The 20,309-nt window shown below is 52.0% G+C and carries 20 protein-coding genes; 13 read left to right on the forward strand and 7 right to left on the reverse strand.

Features of this window, described 5'->3' with window-relative positions:
- Nucleotides 1–53: 53 nt before the first annotated feature.
- From flgK to cheW, 10 genes are all read left to right on the forward strand, one after another.
- A complete protein-coding gene (gene flgK, locus C813_RS28540; RefSeq protein WP_017459387.1) occupies nt 54–1,694 on the forward strand; it encodes a flagellar hook-associated protein FlgK in 1,641 nt (546 codons plus the stop codon).
- A gap of 47 nt (nt 1,695–1,741) precedes the next feature.
- Entirely contained in the window at nt 1,742–2,665 is a 924-nt protein-coding gene (gene flgL, locus C813_RS28545) for a flagellar hook-associated protein FlgL (protein ID WP_017459388.1), read from the forward strand.
- Between the two features lie 107 nt (nt 2,666–2,772).
- The gene (locus C813_RS28550) at nt 2,773–4,434 is read left to right on the forward strand and encodes a methyl-accepting chemotaxis protein (protein WP_017459389.1); all 1,662 of its coding nucleotides are present in this window, start codon (nt 2,773–2,775) and stop codon (nt 4,432–4,434) included.
- A gap of 129 nt (nt 4,435–4,563) precedes the next feature.
- The gene (locus C813_RS28555) at nt 4,564–5,292 is read left to right on the forward strand and encodes an RNA polymerase sigma factor FliA (RefSeq protein WP_017459390.1); all 729 of its coding nucleotides are present in this window, start codon (nt 4,564–4,566) and stop codon (nt 5,290–5,292) included.
- Nucleotides 5,293–5,477: 185 nt separating this feature from the next.
- Nucleotides 5,478–5,825 (forward strand): flagellar transcriptional regulator FlhD, encoded by a 348-nt coding sequence (flhD, locus tag C813_RS28560; protein ID WP_017459391.1) that lies wholly within the window; start codon nt 5,478–5,480, stop codon nt 5,823–5,825.
- Between the two features lie 14 nt (nt 5,826–5,839).
- A complete protein-coding gene (gene flhC / locus C813_RS28565; protein WP_017459392.1) occupies nt 5,840–6,388 on the forward strand; it encodes a flagellar transcriptional regulator FlhC in 549 nt (182 codons plus the stop codon).
- A gap of 76 nt (nt 6,389–6,464) precedes the next feature.
- Nucleotides 6,465–7,355 (forward strand): flagellar motor stator protein MotA, encoded by an 891-nt coding sequence (gene motA / locus C813_RS28570; protein WP_017459393.1) that lies wholly within the window; start codon nt 6,465–6,467, stop codon nt 7,353–7,355.
- Nucleotides 7,352–8,308 carry a flagellar motor protein MotB gene (motB, locus tag C813_RS28575; protein WP_017459394.1) on the forward strand — a complete coding sequence of 319 codons (957 nt, stop codon included), beginning with the start codon at nt 7,352–7,354 and terminating at the stop codon, nt 8,306–8,308. Before motA ends, motB begins: the two co-directional genes overlap by 4 nt.
- Nucleotides 8,309–10,321, forward strand: coding sequence for a chemotaxis protein CheA (gene cheA / locus C813_RS28580; RefSeq protein WP_017459395.1), 2,013 nt, complete (start codon nt 8,309–8,311; stop codon nt 10,319–10,321). It begins immediately after the preceding gene.
- A 37-nt stretch (nt 10,322–10,358) separates the two neighbouring features.
- A complete protein-coding gene (gene cheW, locus C813_RS28585; RefSeq protein ID WP_017459396.1) occupies nt 10,359–10,868 on the forward strand; it encodes a chemotaxis protein CheW in 510 nt (169 codons plus the stop codon).
- 104 nt (nt 10,869–10,972) lie between these two features.
- Here cheW and C813_RS28590 read toward each other — a convergent pair whose 3' ends face one another.
- The 7 genes from C813_RS28590 to C813_RS28630 form a co-directional block, all read right to left on the reverse strand.
- The gene (locus C813_RS28590) at nt 10,973–11,302 is read right to left on the reverse strand and encodes a hypothetical protein (RefSeq protein ID WP_040016505.1); all 330 of its coding nucleotides are present in this window, start codon (nt 11,300–11,302) and stop codon (nt 10,973–10,975) included.
- 9 nt (nt 11,303–11,311) lie between these two features.
- A protein-coding gene (locus C813_RS28595; protein ID WP_202969604.1) for an IS3 family transposase occupies nt 11,312–12,447 on the reverse strand; the annotation gives its coding sequence in 2 pieces (ribosomal slippage) (nt 11,312–12,201 and nt 12,201–12,447; 1,137 coding nt in all).
- 1,271 nt (nt 12,448–13,718) lie between these two features.
- Complete coding sequence (locus tag C813_RS28610; protein WP_017459902.1) at nt 13,719–16,052, reverse strand: primase-helicase zinc-binding domain-containing protein; 2,334 nt, start codon at nt 16,050–16,052, stop codon at nt 13,719–13,721.
- 9 nt (nt 16,053–16,061) lie between these two features.
- Nucleotides 16,062–16,382 carry a DUF5375 domain-containing protein gene (locus C813_RS28615; protein WP_017459903.1) on the reverse strand — a complete coding sequence of 107 codons (321 nt, stop codon included), beginning with the start codon at nt 16,380–16,382 and terminating at the stop codon, nt 16,062–16,064.
- Nucleotides 16,379–16,606: a hypothetical protein gene (locus C813_RS28620; protein WP_017459904.1), complete on the reverse strand. Its 228-nt coding sequence runs from the start codon at nt 16,604–16,606 to the stop codon at nt 16,379–16,381. Before C813_RS28620 ends, C813_RS28615 begins: the two co-directional genes overlap by 4 nt.
- Complete coding sequence (locus C813_RS46285; protein ID WP_071957261.1) at nt 16,603–17,151, reverse strand: host cell division inhibitor Icd-like protein; 549 nt, start codon at nt 17,149–17,151, stop codon at nt 16,603–16,605. Before C813_RS46285 ends, C813_RS28620 begins: the two co-directional genes overlap by 4 nt.
- Nucleotides 17,148–17,414, reverse strand: a complete 267-nt coding sequence (locus C813_RS28630) for a helix-turn-helix transcriptional regulator (protein WP_017459906.1) — start codon at nt 17,412–17,414, stop codon at nt 17,148–17,150. Before C813_RS28630 ends, C813_RS46285 begins: the two co-directional genes overlap by 4 nt.
- 560 nt (nt 17,415–17,974) lie before the next feature.
- On the opposite strand from C813_RS28630, the gene C813_RS28635 reads away from it, so the two are divergent.
- The 3 genes from C813_RS28635 to C813_RS28645 all read left to right on the forward strand — a co-directional run bounded on the left by C813_RS28635 (nt 17,975) and on the right by C813_RS28645 (nt 20,298).
- A complete protein-coding gene (locus C813_RS28635) occupies nt 17,975–18,772 on the forward strand; it encodes a hypothetical protein (protein ID WP_017459907.1) in 798 nt (265 codons plus the stop codon).
- 3 nt (nt 18,773–18,775) lie between these two features.
- Nucleotides 18,776–18,979, forward strand: coding sequence for an ogr/Delta-like zinc finger family protein (locus C813_RS28640; RefSeq protein ID WP_017459908.1), 204 nt, complete (start codon nt 18,776–18,778; stop codon nt 18,977–18,979).
- 371 nt (nt 18,980–19,350) lie between these two features.
- Entirely contained in the window at nt 19,351–20,298 is a 948-nt protein-coding gene (locus C813_RS28645; RefSeq protein ID WP_017459909.1) for a HamA C-terminal domain-containing protein, read from the forward strand.
- The last annotated feature ends 11 nt before the right edge of the window (nt 20,299–20,309 follow it).

Raw genomic sequence — 20,309 nt, forward strand, 5'->3', positions numbered from 1 at the left:
GCTACTTTTATCAGGGGCGTCTTACCTCCTCCTCTGGTTAGGATCGATAACATATGAATTTAATCAATCTGGCCCAGAATGGGCTTAACGCTGCGCAGAACGCATTGAATGTGGTGGGGAATAACCTGTCAAATGCCACCACGGCGGGATATAGCCGCCAGAATATTATCCTGGGCGAAGCGGGTGGCAAATCCACCAATTATGGTTTCTTCGGCTATGGCGTAAAAGTAGGCGATGTTCAGCGTGCTTATAATGGTTTTATGACCAATCAGGTGCGCGGCGCGGCAACGGAATTTTATTCCCTGAATAGCCGTTACGAGCAGGTTAGCCAAATTGATAACATGCTCGGCGATAGCACCAATAATATTTCTGTGACCATGGATAATTTATTCGAAGCCATGGAATCGGTAAGTAAAGACCCGGTTGACCCGGCGGCTCGCCAGGGCGTTATGGCTGAATTTAACGCCATCGCTAACCAATATCGCAGCAACAGCAAAACATTAAATGATCTGGAGCAGAGCACCAACACGCAAATTAAACAGACTGTTGATGATATTAACTCCTATACCAAACAGCTGGCATCGCTGAATAAGCAAATTGAAAAGATCCACGGTCAGACCGGCGGTATGCCTGCGGATTTACTCGATCAGCGTGACCAAATATTAGGCCAGTTGAGCGAGAAGATCGGTATTAAGGTGACAGAAAACACCGATACCGGCGCGGTCAGTGTTTCCATGCAAAACGGTATGTCGCTGGTGAGCGGCGGCAAATCCTATGAACTGCAGGCCAGCGCCTCTGAAAGCAACCCGGCAAAAACCGTGGTGGCGTACGTTGACGCTTCGGGCAACGCCCTGCCGCTCGACGAAGGGAAAACCACCGGTGCGCTGGGCGGGCTGTTCAAATTCCGCAATGAAGATCTGGTCTCCGCGCGCGATCAACTGAACCAGCTGGCGCTGCAAATGGCCAACAAGTTCAACGAAGCGAATGCGCAAGGTTACGACCTCGACGGCAACGCGGGCGGCGATATTTTTAATATCGGTAAACCGCAAGCGGTCGGCAACATCAATAACGTGGGCACTGGTTCACTGGATGTCAGCTTTAGCGATATCTCGTCGGTGAAATCGGAAGACTACGAGCTGACTTTTAACGGGCCGGGCAGTACCGACTGGACTATCACCACCGCGGATGGCCGCGCTATCACACCGACCATTGGCAGTAATGGCGAACTGGAATTCGAAGGGATCTCCATTACCCCTGGCGGCACGCCGCAGCCGGGTGACAGCTTCTCGCTGAACCCGACCGACGGCGCGGCAGATAACATCACCGTGGCGATCACCGATGGCGATCAGATTGCGGCGGCGAAATCCCCCGATCCTGCCGACCAGAGCGATAACGAAAATATGCTGGCGATGATTGGCATTAAAGACGAGGAAGTGGTTGACGGTAAAACGCTTTCCGGCGCTTACGCAAGCCTTGTCAGCTCTGTCGGTTCCTCCGTTAGCGCGCTGAAAGCGGACATGACCACCTCGGCGAATGTGTATGACCAGTGGGCGCTTCAGCAGCAGTCGGTTTCGGGTGTTGATATCACTGAAGAGTACGTCAATTTGCAGATGTTCTCTCAGTATTACCAGGCGAACGCGCAGGTTTTGCAGACCGCGAACACCCTGTTCGACACGTTGTTAAGTATTCGCTAAGTACGCCCGGTTTACCGGGCCACTCAATGAAAAGTCAGGAATAAACGATGCGTCTTAGCACCAGTTATATGTTTCAAAACCGTATTGATAGCCTGTCAGATGCCATGACCGGTTATAACGATTTGTCCACGCGCCTTTCTGCCGGGCAAACGCTGCTGAAGCCTTCCGACGATCCAACGGGCGCGTCGCAGGCGGTCATTTTGCAGAACGCGTTATCCAGAATGAGCCAGTACGACACGGCGCGCACCTACGCGCAGGATGCGCTGGGCCAGGAAGATAACACCCTGGATTCTATCTCTAACCTGCTGTCTGAAAATTTGTCGCAGAAAATCGTCGCCGGTGGTAACGGCGCGTACTCCGATGAGGATCGCGCGGCGCTGGCGCAAGAGTTGCAAGGTATTCGCGATAACCTGCTGGATCTGGCGAACACCAAAAACAGTGACGGTCGCTACATTTTTGCCGGTTACAAAACCGGGGCGGCGCCTTTCCAGAAAGACGGCACCTATGTCGGCGGTGATACCGCGATGACGCAGGTGGTTTCCGACAGTACCGAAATGCAGGTCGGTCATACGGGCGATGACATCTTTTTGAGCGGCTCGCCGGACGATCTGTTCAAAGCGCTGGACGCGGCGATTACGCAACTGCAGCAGCCGATCACTAGCGATGCCGATCGCCAGGCTTTGCAGGACACGCTGGACAGCACCAATATCACCGTGAAGAAAAGCATTGATAATCTGGGCAAAGTTCGCGCCACCGTCGGCACCAATATGCAGCAGATTGAAGCTCTGGGTTTCAGCTCTGAAGCGCAGAATATCAATGTGCAAAGCCGGTTGCAGGAAACACTAGGTTCGGATTGGGATTCGATGATTACGCTGTTGTCGCAATCAAAGATGTCGGAGTTTGCGCTCAATTCGTCAATGACCGTATTTCAGTCGATGCAGCAACTGTCGATTTTTAATTTTGTGGGTTAACCCATTCAGGCCCGTCATTATTGACGGGTTTTTATTCATCACGCATGTGTGCATGAAATATCTGCAAAAAGGTATTTCGCCGTGTTCTCAATTATTTAGGTTTCGTTATGTTTAAAGACTTAAAAATATCCACCGGGATTAATATCCTGTTTGGGTTGTTAATTGCTTGTATTATTTTGGTCTCTGCCTATGCGCTGGTCAGTAGCCGCTCGACGGCGGATAACTTCGATGATGCAGTAATGACCAATGACAACATCGATATGCTGAATAGCGCAATTGTCGGCTTGACGGGAGGTATTGCTCAGGTTAACGGCGCCATGGTCGCGACCATGATCAACCAGCCGGTGGATCAGACTGATATCGACAAAGCAAAGCAAATGCTCGCGACTGCGGAAAAGCAGATGGACAAATTTATGTCCACGCCGTTCCAGACCGAGGAAGAGCAGACAATTGCCGCCAATATTAAGAAGCGTTTTGATACGGTTCTGACGAGTGCGCAGCGGAAAGTAACGTTTATTAAAAACCCGACGGCGTATGATCGCGATGTGATTGACGAAGCCAAAAACCGTGTTGCGGTACAAGAGGCAGCTCAAGAATATCTGGCTTATGCCGAGCAATTGATTTCCGGTTTTAGCGATGTATCGCACAGTGACACTCAGCGTATGACCTTTTTCGCGTTCTTTGCTCTGGCTCTGGCGATCATTAGCGCGGTGGGTTCTCGTATCTGGTTGAAACGCACTATTTTCAACCGTCTGGAACAGGCTGTTGTCTCCTTCCAGGCTATCGCTGGCGGTAACCTGAGCAACAAAATTGACGCCGGTGCGCAGAACGAAATCGGCCAAATGTTGCAGGAAGTGGAGCATATGCGCCAGTCTCTGACCGACACGGTGTACGGTATTCGTAATGGCGTGAAGCAGATTTACTCTAACGCCCAGGAAATCGCCACCAGCAACAACGATCTCTCTTCGCGTACCGAGCAGCAGGCTTCCGCTCTGCAGGAAACTGCGGCCAGCATGGAAGAGCTGAAAATCACCGTGCGTCAGAACGCCGATAACGCCCACAGCGCTCAACAACTGGCAGAAAGCGCCAGCGCCAGCGCGCAGAAAGGCGGCGAAGTCATGACCAATCTTGATAAGATCATGACAGAAATTACGGTAAACTCCCGTCAAATTGCCGACATCAACAGCGTGATCGATAGCATTGCAAACCAGACCAACATCCTGGCGCTTAACGCGGCGGTTGAAGCGGCGCGTGCCGGTGAACAGGGTCGTGGTTTTGCGGTGGTTGCCGGTGAAGTGCGTAACCTGGCGAAACGCAGCGCCGACGCGGCGAAAGAGATCCGCCAGTTGATCAACACCTGTGTTGCCAATATGAATATCGGTTCCCAGGAAGTTGAACTGGCAGGTTCTTCGATGCAGGAAATTGTGAAATCCGTTATTCAGGTAACCGACATTATGGCGGAAATTACCTCGGCATCGGATGAGCAAAGCACCGGTATTAACCAGATTGCGCAGGCCGTTAATGAAATGGATCTGGTAACGCAGCAGAACGCCAGCATGGTTGAGAACGCCGCGCGCACCGCAACCAGCGTGGAAGAACATGCCAGCGATCTGGAACAAATTGTCGCACAGTTTGTTGTCAATGAAAGCCACGTATCGGTTGTTACCCGTGAAAGAAATAACAGCGAGAAATTGCGCCCAGTTATTACCACTACCAAGCGAGATTATGTTCCTGTCAAGAAAACTGAAGGCGACTGGGAAACATTTTAATTCGCTGTGGGTTTCGTGGGGAAATAAAGTCACGATATGTTCCACTTTCCGATTGCTTATCATGCTATTTGAAATGGCGATAATCGATAATAATTTTAGTCAATTATTATCATCCCGGAAATTGTAATAGTGAATGGATTATATAGCCCTGACGGGTCAATTCAGAAAGACCAGTTGTGGACCAAATACGGTTATTTGGTTCGCTATGAAGCGTTAAAGATGCAGTCTAAATTATCGTCAAGTGTTGATATTGACGATCTTATTCAGGCGGGTGCTATTGCGCTTCTGGATGCAATCGAACAGTTTGACCCCAAAAAAGGGGTCAAACTCACGGTCTATATTGCACAGCGTTTACGTTGGGCCTTTATGGATGAATTACGCGAACACGATTGGGTACCTCGCCGCGTTCGCCGTAAAACCCGTGAAGTTTCTTCTGCCATTATGCGCGTTGAGCAACGTGCCGGTGGCGTGGCAAGTGAGTCGGACATTGCTGCTGAATTAGGGATGAGCTTGCAGGAATATCAGCAAGTATTATCCGATACTAATACCAGCATGCTCTGTTCACTCGACGAGCTACAGGAATTACTGGCAGATGGTGTTGAGCTGTCAGAAATGGAACAGGATCATCTTGACCCGCTCAACGATGTTTTACTGGGCGATTTGACAAAGCAGATCAGTAAGGAGATCAGAGAACTTCCTGAGCGCGAGCAGATGCTACTCAATTTATATTATCAACAGGAGTTGAATATGAAAGAGGTCGGTTCACTGCTGGGGATTACCGAAACGCGCGTCAGCCAGTTGCATAGTCAAACGATCAAACGTTTACGTGCACGTCTGGAAGGAAGAGGCTGGGAATAATAAGGCATCAGGAAAATCTTGCACCGATTAAATTTCGACCAGGCCGGCTTTCCTTATTAGGTTCATTATTTCCGTTTAACCTTGATTTCTTATACTAAAAAATTGGCATTAAACTTGTTACATCTTGGTTACACAATAAAGGACGGTAATTGCAGTTTGAATTACCTTGTACAGGGGGAATTGTAATGAACGTAACAAACTTTAATGAGCCGACACAGTGTATTCGGGACTTGAATCTTTCCTATTTGTTATTGGCGCAACGTCTCATTCACGAGGACCGCTTTACGGCAAAATTTCGCCTGGGCTTAAGTGAGTCCACTATCGATATTGTGAAAGGATTGACGTTTCCGCAGCTTATTAAACTTTCGTCAACCGGTCAGCTTATTTGCCGGTTACGCATAGATAACGAAACAGTGATTGACTGTTTAACTAAAGATTCCCGTATTGATGCTTTACAAAGTATCCATACCGGAATCATTTTATCCACTGATTTGCTTAATTCTCTTTCTGAGGACGAGCCTTCGAGATCCTGACAGCGGAGTTTGTAATGTGTGAAAAAAGCATAATGTCAGAAATCAGGGATGCGCAAATTGCCATGGAATTGATTTCTTTTGGCGCAAGGATGCAGGTTCTCGAAAGTGAAACCAATCTTAGCCGCAGAAGATTATTAAAACTGTATAAAGAACTCAAAGGCTGTTCGCCGCCGAAAGGCATGTTACCGTTTTCCACCGATTGGTATATGGCGTGGGAACAAAATATTCATTCGTCAATGTTTTATAACATTTATTGTTATCTGCAAAAAACCGAATTGGGTCGTCCCGTTGAGATTATGCTCAAAGGCTATCGCCTGTATCTGGAAAATAGTCTGAATGGTACAGAGAAAAAGCCTGTTTTAGGTTTAACGCGCGCCTGGACGCTGCTGCGGTTTATTGATTGCGGCATGGTTAAACATACTGAGTGCAGCACGTGTGGCGGGCGTTTTATTACCACGCCGGAAAATACCAACACCAATTTTACTTGCTGTTTGTGTTTTCCACCTTCGCGGGCAATTAAAAAAGCTACGCCTGATCTGGCGCGTTCTCATCGGCGACAGTAACAGATGCTGCGGCATTTTCACCGCGCGGCCTGATATCAGAGTTGCGGAATGATTACTGAATTATTAAGGAGTTGAAGTGTTAGTCATTATTGGCTATATCGTCGTTTTCGCGACCGTATTTGGCGGCTTTGCGCTCAGTGGCGGCAATCTTGCGTCACTGTTTCAGCCTACCGAGTTTTTAATTATCGGCGGGGCAGGCGTAGGGGCTTTTATTGTCGGAAATAACGGTAAAGCGATCCGGGCCACCTTAAAAGCATTTCCTACTTTGTTTAAAGGTTCCCATTTCACCAAAGCGTTATATATGGATCTGCTGGCGATGATGTATCTGTTGCTGGCGAAAGGCCGCCAGAACGGCCTGGTATCGCTGGAAAACGATATTGAAGATCCGCAAAACAGCCCGATTTTCTCGGCCTATCCACGGCTGATGGCCGACAGTGAAATCATGAATTTCATCACCGATTATCTGCGCCTGATGGTGAGCGGTAATACCAACGCCTTCGAAATGGAAGCGTTGATGGATGAAGAGATTGAGACCTGCGAACACGAGCATGAAGTGCCGGCGCATAGCCTTAATTCTGTCGGTGATGGGTTGCCTGCATTCGGTATCGTGGCGGCGGTAATGGGGGTGGTGAACGCCCTGGCGGCGGCCGATCGTCCCGCAGCCGAACTGGGTGCGCTGATTGCCCACGCCATGGTCGGTACCTTCCTCGGTATTTTGATGGCCTACGGCATGGTGCTGCCGCTGGCGACGTTGCTGCGCCAGCGTAGCGCGGAACACCTGAAAATGCTTGAGTGCATTAAAACCATGCTGCTTTCCAGCATGAACGGTTATGCGCCGCAGATCGCCGTTGAATTTGGCCGTAAGACCCTCTTTTCCACGGAACGTCCAAGCTTCGCGGAACTGGAAGATCATGTGCGCGAAGTGCGTACCTCAAGCGCTTCATCCTCTTCGGGTGAGTCGACATGAGTAAGAAGTCTGCCACTACCATTGTTGTCCGCAGATCCATCAATAAAAAGCATGGTTCACATGGCGGTTCCTGGAAAATCGCCTATGCGGATTTTATGACCGCAATGATGGCGTTTTTCCTGGTGATGTGGCTGCTCTCTTCTTCCAGCCCGGAGCAGCGCCAGCAGATTGCTGAATACTTCAAAATGCCGATGAAAACCACGCTGGCGCAGGGCGATAAAGCGAGCCTTAGCGACAGCATGATCCCCGGCGGCGGCGAAGATGTCATCAAACAAGATGGCGAAGTTTTCAAACGAACGTTGCAGCAACTGGACGCGAAGAAGAGTGAAGTCAACCTGAAGCGGGCGAGAGAGAAGCTGGAAAGCCTGATCCAAATCGATCCGCGCCTGAACAACTTCACCTCCAACCTGCGGCTTTCGCTGACCGATGACGGATTGCTGATTCAGATCACCGATAGCGCGGATCGTCCGATGTTCAAAATCGGCCGACCGACGCCCGAAAGCTACATGGTGAATATTCTGCAGGCGCTGGTGCCGGTGTTAAACGACATGCCGAACCGCATCATTGTGACCGGCCATACGGATTCACTGCCTTACGCTAACGGTGAGCAGGGCTACAGCAACTGGGAGCTCTCTTCCGATCGTGCCAACGCGGCGCGGCGCATCCTGGCCGGTGCCGGGCTTGCCAGCAATAAATTTATCCGCGTTATCGGTACGGCGGACACCATGATGCAGGCCGGTTCCGATGCGGCCGATCCCATTAACCGCCGGATCAGTATCCTGGTGCTGAGCCAGCAAAAAGAGAAACAGATCATGCAAGAAGATGTGCTTTTGCGCGACACGCTGGTTTCAACCCCGGCAAGCCCGAGTGCATTAGCCACCGACGCGCCGCCGCAAAGCAGCCCGGTGGCAGTTGAACCTACGGTAAAAAGCGGTCCTGAGGAGAGTAAGTAAATGGACATAAGCGATTTTTATCAGGCCTTTTTTGACGAGGCGGATGAGCTGATGGCGGATATGGAAAAGTATCTGCTGGAGCTGGATCTCGACTCACCGGACAGAGAAGTTCTGAATGCGATTTTTCGCGCTGCGCACTCGATAAAAGGCGGTGCGGGCACCTTTGGTTTCACGGTGTTACAGCAAACCATGCACATCCTGGAAAACCTGCTGGATGATGTACGCAGCGGTACGTTGACGATTACCGGCCCTATTCGCGATCTGTTTTTGGAGAGCAAAGATATTATGCAGGATCAACTGGATGCCTATAAAGCGTCCGCGGAGCCCGACGAAGAGACGTTCAACTATATTTGCGATGCACTGCGCCAGATAGCGCTCGATGGCGCGGCTCCCGCTACGGTTTCCACAGATGTCGCCGCGCCGGTTGCTGCCGAGGCAGTGGTTGCAGACACGGTTGCGGCACCGGAGGCGAAACCAGCCGAGGACGGTCAGCGACTGCGCATCGTGCTGAGCAAAATCAAAGAAGATGATCGCCAGCCGCTCATTGATGAAATGGGCAATTTAGGTCGCGTGAGCCAGTTGCAGACCGAGAATGAGAGCCTGCAATTGACGCTGCACACCACGGCATCCCCGGACGATATTCTGGCGGTGCTGTGTTTTGTGCTCGAACCGGAACAGATTTCCATCGCCCCGGCCCCGGCTGAAGAAGAACCGGTTGCCGCATCCGGTGAAGCTGCGGCAGCAACGCCTGCGGCAGTGAACGCGGTAGCGGCACCGGCCGCACCGGCAGCGCGTGCGACACGCCCGGAAAATAACCGCCAGCGCCCGCAAGCGACAGAAGCCAGCAGCATTCGCGTGGCGGTCGAGAAGGTTGACCAGATAATCAACCAGGTGGGTGAGTTGATCATCACCCAGGCGATGCTTTCACAGCTTTCCAGTGTGCTCGATTCCACCAATCACGACACGCTGATTAGCACCATTGCGCAGCTCGAACGTAACGCGCGCGACTTGCAGGAGTCGGTGATGTCGATTCGCATGATGCCAATGGAATATGTCTTTAGCCGCTTCCCGCGTCTGGTGCATGACCTGGCCGGTAAGCTGAATAAAGAAGTGGAACTGACGCTGGTTGGCGGTTCTGCTGAGCTTGATAAACGTCTTATCGAACAGATTGTCGATCCGTTAACGCACCTGGTGCGTAACAGCCTCGATCACGGGATTGAACCGGTTGATGTGCGCCGCGCCAATGGTAAAGCCGACAAGGGCAACCTGGTGCTTTCTGCGGAACACCACGGCGGCAATATCATCATTGAAGTCACCGACGATGGCGCCGGGCTGAACCGCGAGAAGATCCTGGCACGCGCGCAAATGCAGGGCATGACCATCAGCGACAACATGAGCGATGAAGATGTCTGGATGCTGATTTTCGCGCCGGGCTTCTCTACGGCGGAAAAAGTGACCGATGTCTCTGGTCGCGGCGTTGGCATGGACGTGGTGCGTCGTAACATTCAGGAAATGGGCGGACATGTGACCGTCCACTCCGAGCAGGGGCGCGGTTCGAAGATCCGCATTATTCTGCCGCTGACGCTGGCGATCCTCGATGGGATGTCGGTGCGCGTTGGTTCGGAAATCTACGTTCTGCCGCTCGGCAGCATGATGGAATCGTTAATGCTTTCGGAAAATACGCTGCACCGGATGACCGGCGGCGAGCGCATGTTGCAGGTGCGCGAAGAGTATTTGCCGCTGGTTGAGCTGGGCACGCTGTTTGGCATTCACGACGAGGATTACGATATCAGCGAAGGGATTGCCGTCATTGTACAGAGCGCCGGTAGCCGTTACGCCTTGTTGGTGGATCAACTGATCGGTCAGCACCAGGTGGTGGTGAAAAATCTTGAGCAGAACTACCGCAAAATTCCGGGTATTTCTGCGGCGACCATCCTTGGCGATGGCAGCGTCGCGTTGATTCTGGATGTGGCGGTTCTAACGACGCTGGCGAAAAGCGCCAGAGCGCACTGAGACAGAGCCTGACGTCAGTTTTTAAAAAGGTTAAGAAATGAATTTATCTAACACAAATAAGCAGTTAACCGGTGACAACACGGGGAATGAGTTCCTGGTGTTTCGCCTGGGCACCGAAGAGTACGGCATTGAGATCTTGAAAGTACAAGAGATCCGTGGTTACGACCGCGTGACGCGCATTGCCAACACGCCTGCTTTTATTGCCTGTGTGACCAACCTGCGCGGCGTGATCGTGCCGATCGTCGATCTGCGCGTGAAATTTGAACTGGCTTCCGCCGAGTTTGACGACAATACGGTGGTGATTGTGCTGAGCCTCGACAGCGGCCGCGTGGTCGGGATTGTGGTTGACGGCGTTTCCGATGTGCTGGCGCTTAATGCAGAGCAGATCAAACCTGCGCCGGAATATACCGTTACGCTCTCGACACAATATTTACTGGGTCTTGGCTCGCTCGATGAGCGCATGCTGATTCTGGTCGATATTGAAAAGCTGCTGAACAGCGAAGAGATGGAGCTGATTGAACGCGTGACCGAGACCTCGTTTAACTAATTTTATTTTTTATACGCGCTGTACCTTACAGGCCTTTCCTCACGGAAAGGCTTTTTTTGTTCACGCTAACCTGCGATAAACTTTTTTGCCTTTTCTCAACGTGATCACCAGTTGACATAAACCCGAATGGTTCTACCAACCTGGCTTTTCAGGTACTGGTGTACTTTGTAGACATCTTTGCTTGAATTGAAGTCATTAAATCTAAAGCGAACATAATCTCCCATCGAATGGGCAAAAATATAAGCCTGGAAGTCGTGAGACATATCAAAAACGACATCATCGGTTCTGACTTGTATGCCCGCAACACTAAGTTCGGCAAGCAATTGTTCATCGTTTTCAGGACTACCTGTGAAAAACATTGCGGTAAAAAGGCACGATGGAGAAATGTACTCAGGATGATATGAGGTTTGGACTGACCCCACAACAGTAGACATTTCCTGTCCTCACGACGAGGCCTGTTCAAAGGCCTCCGGACTGACGCCGCCGAGATGGCTGTGGCGCCGGGCCCGGTTGTAGAACACTTCAATGTAATCGAAGATATCGGCCCGGGCCAGATCCCGGGTTTTATAGATGCGCTTTCTGATCCGTTCTTTTTTCAGCGAACTGAAGAACGACTCCGCTACCGCATTATCCCAGCAGTTGCCACGCCGGCTCATGCTCGGGGCCAGGTTATTGGCCCGGCAGAAGCGCTGCCAGTCGTCGCTGCCGTACTGGCTGCCCTGATCGCTGTGTACGATAACCTCGCCGTCCGGTTTTCGTCGCCACACGGCCATCATGAGCGCATCCAGCGCCAGTTCGCGTGAGAGAGTGGGTTTCATCGACCAGCCCACCACGTTACGGGCGAAGAGATCGATAACCACCGCCAGATATAACCAGCCCTGCCAGGTGCGGATATAGGTAATGTCGGTTACCCAGACCTGATTGGCCCGGACAACGGTAAACTGCCGCTGCACACGATTAGGCGCAACCACTGAAGGTCTGCCGGCGATACGACGCGGAGCTTTATAGCCGCGCACGGCTTTAATCCGGTTCAGTTGCATAATACGGCCCACCCGATTTTTACCGCAGATTTCCCCGATTTCGTTCAGGTCGCCATGAACCCGGCGGTAACCGTATACGCCTCCGCTCAGTGAATAGGAGTCACGGATAAGCGTCAGCAGACGCTGGTTATCTTTATCCCGCGCGGAGACCGGGTTATGCAGCCACGCATAAAACCCGGCCCGGGCAACGCACAACACCCGACACATCGTCATGACACCCCATACAGTGCGGTGCTCATTGATAAAGCGGTACTTCAGTCGGGCTCCCTTGCAAAGTACCGCGCGGCCTTTTTCAGTATGTCCCGTTCTTCCTCAGTGCGCTTCAGTTGGGCCCTGAGCTTCAGGATCTCGCTTTTCGCTTCCAGTAAATCACGGGCATGCTGCTCGCTGTTATCGGGTTTAATAGCCCGTAACCACTTATAGAGACTGTGTGCTGAAACGCCCAGCCGGTCAGAAACTTCGGCGACGGAATAACCGCGTTCCGTTATCTGACGGACGGCTTCTTCCTTAAATTCAGGTGTAAATCGTGGTGTGCCCATACGCTCCTCCTATGCTCAAACTATAGGGCAGGATCGTCTACCGGGGCGGGGTCAGTCCAACTATAGGGCAGGATCGTCTACCGGGGCGGGGTCAGTCCATTCATATATGTACTCCTTTTTCATACCCAACCTTTTATAAATCATAGGTTATCTTCCATGAGGGCGCACAGGAATCATCCCTCACGCCACCGGTAAATCGGGAGTGGGTTGCAATGCCCAAACCGCCGATGCCGGTCGCCTCGTTCGCAGGACATCTGGTGTCGGGCCGCAGCCGACACTTGCCATATTTTTCCTGGCATTATCACAGACACACAGTGAATACCTGATGTAATGCCGTAATAGTCTTTCCTCTGCCCCGTTAATAAAACTTTTTTGAATTTATTCTTCCGCTTACGCTTGTTGTAAATGGTTTGTAGACCACACTTGGAGAGGCTCCTGAAGGATGCGCACCCCGACCCAGGGAATGACTTATGGATGAGTCCATACCTTCAGCGGGAGCTGAGGGAACTGAAAATAAGAACCGATGCTGTACCTCAATATTGCCTTCGCTTAGAAGGCATTTTTTTACTTTCAGAAATTAACAAACTCAAGCTATTTCAAAAGTTTGTTTGCAGCTTCGACGATTTCATGTGATGTAACCTCTCTGTCTGAGGCTACACAAAACTCAGTATGATCGCCAGTAAGCGAATGAACTCCCGCATACATAATCTTAAGGTTAGTTTCCTCACCATTCGGGTATTCACGGAGTATTGTGGTAGTGCCATCTACAACCCTGACAACCACCACTGGCTGCCGATTGAAGAACACCAGAACATTTTTCATAGGCATCCCTAATGTTGAGAAAAGGCCACAATAAGTGGCCTTTGATAAGTATCAGCTTGAAGTCAGAATAGTGATTCGCAGGAGCCACCCGGGCGATTCATGTTTTCTGATCGACCAATAACCGCTGCCTTTCTTGTGTAGGCAAGGCGGCGGTGAATTGAGTCTACAGAGTTTTAATGTTTTCACATGGTAAAGGGCAAGATGATGGTAGTTATGCTGCAACTTTTGATTTCCATCTGCGATTAAACTGTTTCGGCAGTTTTAACCACTGCAAGTCGTGTGACCTGCTCCCCATAAATTAACATATCTCAATGTTATCAATGTCTGCTGTTGGCACTGAGCGGTCTTATAACATTTGAGGGTAAAAAGGTATTTCTGGGAAAACTGTTCACTCCGACTCTGACCGGTGTGCAGGTAAAAAAGACCGGCAATTGCCGGTCTGAGGTAGGTTATTTTACTGCGGGCTCATCGCACTTCGGCAGCCAGTCGCCGTTGCTTTCTTCTTTCAGCGTCAGGTTAGTCTGCATACCCTGATTTGTCCGGCGTTTGTCATAGTTCAGGCCGAACTCTTTCAGCATGGTTGGCAGTCCCTTGCTGAACGAGGTCAGGCTGAGGGTGTTTTTGTAGCCGTGCGCCTCCATATACACCAGATAGGCGTGATACAGGTACAGGCGAGGCTGACGCGGAATAATGTTGGCATTACCCATATACATCCCGTCAGCGTCAGGCAATGCCTCCAGATAACCACAAAAATCAAACGTAGGGTCAGCATCGCGCTTGATGCTCAGCGCCTCGTCAGAGTTCTGCTGTGACTGGAGCAGCGTGCGGGCGGTCATCGGGTCGCTGAACCGCTGCATAAGCTGGCGCACAATGACGGCCAGCTCGCGGGCGATTTTGTCCTTAAGATGCGGGTCGCGCTCCTCCGGGGCAATCTGTTCCGGGAAGTGCAGGATAACCCGGCGACGGGATACGCCGCCGCTGCGGTCAGTGAAGCGCATCGGGTTGTTGTTCACCGCCAGAATCACCGCCGGGATATGCGTGGAATAGGCGTCGCGGTATTTCGGGTCAACTGACACCGCATCGCCGCCGGTGATGGCCTTGAGCCCGGCACCGTCACCGCTCCATTTCTCCTGGTCAGGCAGACGAATCAGCGAGAAGCCTATCAGGGCAGCACGCTCGCGCGGGGATTCCAGCGTCTCGATGGTCGCGGAGGTGGCGTTGTCCTCGCCTGCGAGCAGGGTCGCAATTTCGGCCAGAATGCTTTTCCCGCTTCCCCCTGGTCCCGTCACTTCAAGAAAGAGCTGCCAGTCATAGCGGTTCGCCAGCACCATAAACAGCGCGGCGAGTATCACATCGCGTTTGTCGGCACGGCCACCGGCGGCGCGGTCGAGCCACTGCCAGAAATGCGGGGCATGGGTTACCAGTGTTTCGCCCGCCACCGGCGGGGTGAAATCCACCTCGCACAGGGTGCACAGCCAGTGGGATTTGTGGTGTGGGCTGAACGTGCCGCTGACGGTATCGAGCACACCGTTGCGAAAGCCAATCAGACGCCGTGCCGGAGCGCCCTGTTGCGGCACAATGAGTTTCAGTGTCTCCACCACCGACGCAATTTTCCCTGACGAGAACGGCGCGCGCAGGCGCTGAAAGAGTGCGGCCACATCGCGGGAGAAGTCAGCCGGGGACATCACTTTCCAGGCTCCGGCTTCATACCGGGATAGAAGCTGGCCGTTAGCATCCACCGCCAGCGCCTCGCCGTAATGCTCATGTACCCGCATCGCCTTCTCACTGGTGCTCATGGCTGTGAATTCCGCCTCGCTCATGGTGTCGAAAGGGCTCGCGACCGGTGGCTTAATGGCATCGTAAATCGCCCTGCGCGTGGCGTCCTTACCATTCAGGGTAAACGCATCATTCCAGTCACCGAACACCGGCGGCAGCGCGACAATTCCCTCGCAGGCTTTTGCGGCCGCAGCGGCTTTTGTCTGGCCGTCGCCGTTCAGGTCACGGTCAGCGGCAAGGACAATCTGACAGCCCGGATGCCGGTTGCGGGCAAGGCTCGCCAGAGAAAGGAGGTTCACGGACGACAGCGCCACCATCACGGTTTCACCGGTCAGGTGATGCACGGTCAGCGCCGTGGCGTACCCTTCCGCTATCCACAGGCGTTTCCCCGCCTGTTTTTCACCGTTGATAAGGTGACAGGCTCCCTTCACCTGACCGCCTTTCAGGGTGCGCTTGTCGCCGTCAGCGTTAATGAGCTGGAGGTTCACAAGCGCGCCGGTGTCGTCATACAGCGGTACAACCACATCCCCGGCGCGGTATGTCACGCCGCCGGTTTTGTGAGTGGTTGTCAGCGTCAGGCATTCCAGAGCAGGAAAGCCCTTGCGGGTCAGGTAGGCGTTACCGGTGGCTGAACGGCTTTTCGCCAGCAGACTGGCCGCCAGCGCGGCGGCCTCCCTGCGCCCGGCTTCAGTTTCGGCCGTATCAGCAGCAATCACCGCCGGGGCAACCGGCGTCAGGCTGCCGGTCACGGCATTCACCCGGTCGGCGGCTTCGCTGACCGTCACGCCCAGCGCCTTTTCAACCAGGCTCAGACCGTCGCCCGCGCCACACTGGTTGCAGAACCACGTTCCGCGCCCCTCTTTATCGTCAAAACGAAAGCGGTCAGCGCCGCCGCACACCGGGCAGGGCTGATGCCGGTTTTTTATCACTTTCACGCCCAGCGCCGGGAGAATACGCGGCCAGTGGCCGCACGCCTGTCTGACGGTTTCCGTTACGTTCATTTTCATTATTTTTCCTCAGTGCACGACCGGCGCGGTGATATGGCGGGCGCATAACTCTTCCATCACGGCGAGGCCGAGAAAGGAGAGCGATGGCGCGCTTTTAAGCGGTGCGGCATTCATTAAATCTTCCAGTAGCGCACAGGCAATCTGGCGGCCTTTATCCTCGCCGTGCTGGCGCAGATAAAACCCTTCGAGCTCGGCGGCGATGGCGGATTCCAGTGCATCAAGTGTCAGGTGCGGGTAACGGTGCTGACGCTGGCACAGGGTCAGCCAGGCACAGGCCACGGCGCGGCGGTAAAGTGCGGCACGCAGGGCGGGCGGTAACGGCTGTTTCATACCTTTTCCTCCCCGTCGAGCCAGCGCCGGTTGCAGCGCTCGATCACGGCATCGAGTTGATCCGTCATCAGGTAAATCAGGGAAATGAGTTGCAGACGCTCAGCCGGATCGCGGCGGAGGGTCACATTGTCCTGTTCCGCTGCCAGCTCGCTGACCAGATGGCCGATATTGCGCAGGTGCTCCAGATATCTGAGATCGTCAAGGGTGAGGATGGATTGGTTCATGCGCGCACCTCCGCAACCGGCAGGCGACCGGCAAACGAGAGGACATAATCGCGAACGAGGGAACGGCGGGCGGTGCGTTCATCAGCGGCAACTGTGCGCAGCATACAGACACGCGGTTTATGTACGGAACGACGAACGGCAGCGAAAATAAAGATAAATTGCGGGTGAGACAGGGTGAGGGTCGTAGCCATAAGGGCAACCTCCTTGAAGTAGCGGTTATCGCTACCACCGGAGTTCTCACGCTCTGGTGGTAGCCCAGACGGGGGTGAGAAACCGGCCTTCAAGGGAACCGGCCAGCCCGAAGGCTGCCCCGCCTGAGCCACCATTACGCAGATACAGCAACGGTTTAAGAACCGGTGCGTAAACAACAGGTGCACAGAGGCATAGACACAAAAAAAGACGCATGGCGCGTCCGGTGTCGCCTTGAAGAAACTCGGGTTCTCACGCCCGGCTGCCGATTTTGCGACAGCGGGGAAACTATACCTGGAAACGCTGACAGGAAGCAAGCCAGAAAAAGGGGCGTTTTGCTGACCGGGCAACATCATGCATCACAGCCACGGTTACGCGCCGCGATGCGATCGCTCATCCATGCAGTGATTTCACTGTGCGCCCACGCCACGTTTTTTCCGCCGAGAGAGATTTGTTTCGGGAAAGCCTCCCGGCTGATGAGGTCGTAAATGGTTGAGCGGGACAGACCGCATAAATGCATCACTTCCGGCAGGCGTAAAAAGCGTTCCTGAATAACGTCAGAAACCGGCATTAACGGCGCGGCAGGGGCAGAAGACGGGGAAGAAAAAGCGGTGTGCATCGGGCTACCTCATAATGTCCATACAGTGCCGGTCGTGTCTTTCCGGCTTCGGGTAGCGCTCTATTTTGTGAATAAAAACGGAGAATGCAACAGGGGAAAAACGGGCTAACGCCAGTTAATTGCCGCTCGAAAAATGAGCATGTGATGAATATAGGGCAATATAGATGAATAGTGGGCAGGAGGTTAAAAATGATACAGGTAAATATTATTCTGCCTATTGATTCCCTGTTATTAACAGGAAGAAAAAAGTAAAAAAATAACAGCGGCAAATGCGTGACATAGAAGTGCGGTGAACAGTAGTGAACAGTCGGTGAACACTTAATTTCTCAACTGTTCACCATTTAACTTACTGTATTACTTATTCTTTTATTTTTCAGTGAACAGAGTGAAGAGTTAACTACAGAAAAACAAACAGAAAGAGGGGTTTCCGGAGACCTCTTTCTGGCGAGCCATTTTTTTCAGCGGGTTTCTGTGCCATCCCGGCCACAACTGCAATCAGTCGTATCGTTGTGCAGGGCGCGGCAGAATACGCTCAGGTTGACAACACAGAGAGCCCCGCCATGAAAACTGAACTGATTACCGCCGTGATGAAAACCCTCGGCAGCACCCAGGACGCGAAAACCCGCACCGCTATCGACAGCGCCCTCGACGCCATGAATAAAAAGGCCAGTGAAGAGAGTGCGGTCGCTGTAAATCGTGCCGTTGAGACGTTCAACCAGGCAAAAGCTGCCCACACCGGCAACATGATGAAGCTGAACGACATCGGCGCGGCCATCACCCGCAGCGAAAAGGAACGTGAGAACGCCCTGACAGAAAGTGCCGAAGCGGAACAGAGCTGGCGCGAGCGTTTCCGCACCCTGCGCGGCGAAATGACGCCGGAGCTGAAAGCCGAACATGGCAGACGCATTGCCGGTCGTGAGCTGGCGGAGGAGTTCACCGCCCTGATTGCGGAGCTGGAAACCGATAAATCCCGCGCCATGCTGGCCGCCTGCGCCTCCGGTGAAAAGTATGTGGAGGAACACCGGACAGCGTTTGGCCTGTACGCTCAGAGCGAATGGGCTGATGCCATGAAGACCATCAGCCCGGCGCTGGTCAGGGCATTCGTGCTGCGTCTGCGCGCGCTGGAAATGCAGCAGACGGAACGCCCGCTCAATACCCTGATTCAGGAGCTCGGCGGCCATGTTTCCGTTCAGGCCGGGTTTTACACCTTCGATATGGACGGGGAGCCGGTACTTTCACAGCTTGGCCTGTACCGCCCGCCGCTGACCGGCGTGGATATGGCGTTGTATAAAAGCCCGGTGAAGCGAACACTGCTCGCCACACGACTGGCTGAAATGAGAAAGCAGGCGGAGGGCTGAGCCATGTTTCACTGTCCGTTCTGCAAACAGCCCGCACACGCGCGCACCAGCCGCTATCTGACGGAAAACCTCAAACAGCGCTATCACCAGTGCATCAGTATTGAATGCTCGGCCACGTTCCGCACCACCGAGACGCTCGACAGCGTGATACGCAGACCGGCCATGCCGGAAAATGAGAGCTTGCAGGCAGATATTCAGCAGCAATAATTCCCCGAAAATATCCCGATTTATGTGCGCCGGTACGCGTTACCGGCTGCGCTCTCTGTACCCCGAAAAAAAGCAAAAAATCCCGTTATTTTTTCGAAAAATACACTGCATGCATCAGTTGCATTTAATTGCATTTATTTCTCTGCACTTTTGAACCTCGCCCACGCCAGTACTGGCACGGCCTGAGTCCGGTCATGCATCTGCATTTAAACCGCCCTGCAAAGCGGGCAGGCGAGGCGGGGAAAGCACTGCGCGCCATGTAGTGATACTTAATTAAATATTGATTAAGGCTGGTTAAATGATCATCTATGGACTTGTGTCATTTTGATTCAAAATAAGACCAATCTGAAATAGTATTGAATGGCTCACCTATGGATAGTGTAGAAAAGCTCAAATTGATTGACTGGAAAGAGTTAATCGTTAATAAACATACTTGGATTGAATCAAGATTGGTAAATCACCCCTCAGATACTGACGCCAAGATTGTATCTAGGATCTTTACCATCCCTTTCAGCGGTGTTATTCAAGAGCATCAGCCTTTAGTTGACTCGATGGCCGATGCAATTGAACATTACGTATTTGATAAAGAGGCTTTAAGTAAAATGAAGGCCGAGGGGGTCACTCCCTTTAGAAAGGCTGCTCAGTTCTTCGGCGACACAAACCCAGTTAAGGATGGCAAATACGGTGAATTGCTTCTCTATATCCTGTCAGAAGCTATACTAAATACACCAATGGTTTCACATAAAATCACTAGCTTAAGTAACTTAAATGATCAAGTTAAAGGTGGTGATGGTGTTTTTTTTGGCGTATATAGAAATAATTTATCAATATTAATTGGTGAGTCAAAGATTTATAAGAGTTTTAGCGGCGCATTGGACAGCGCATTCGATTCGCTTGATCGATTCACTAGAAGCTATACCAATGGTGCTCTAGGGCATGAACTTTTCATGGCTAGAACTAATGTTTCAAATAATTTTGACTTTGAGACTATGGAATTAATATATAGAGCTTTTACTCCCGGAGATGAAATTTATTCTGAGTGTGTTAAAACTCATCCGGTCTTACTTGTTTTTGAAGATAATGAAATAAAGAAAATTGAAGAGAAGGCAGTTAATAAGTCCGAAGCGGAAAATCTTTTTAATGTATGGCTTACCACAAAAAAAAAGGCAATCAAAGCTGCGATTGATGAGAGATTAGCGAAATATCCAAACGTGAAACCATGTTTCTTGGACTTCTTTTTAATACCAATGACAGATGTGGGGGAGTTTAAAAAATCGTTGTATAGGGCTATCCATGGAATAGACTATAAAGAAAATTAAAATCTTTTAGG

It is taken from the genome of Kosakonia sacchari SP1, assembly GCF_000300455.3.
Classification (GTDB): domain Bacteria; phylum Pseudomonadota; class Gammaproteobacteria; order Enterobacterales; family Enterobacteriaceae; genus Kosakonia; species Kosakonia sacchari.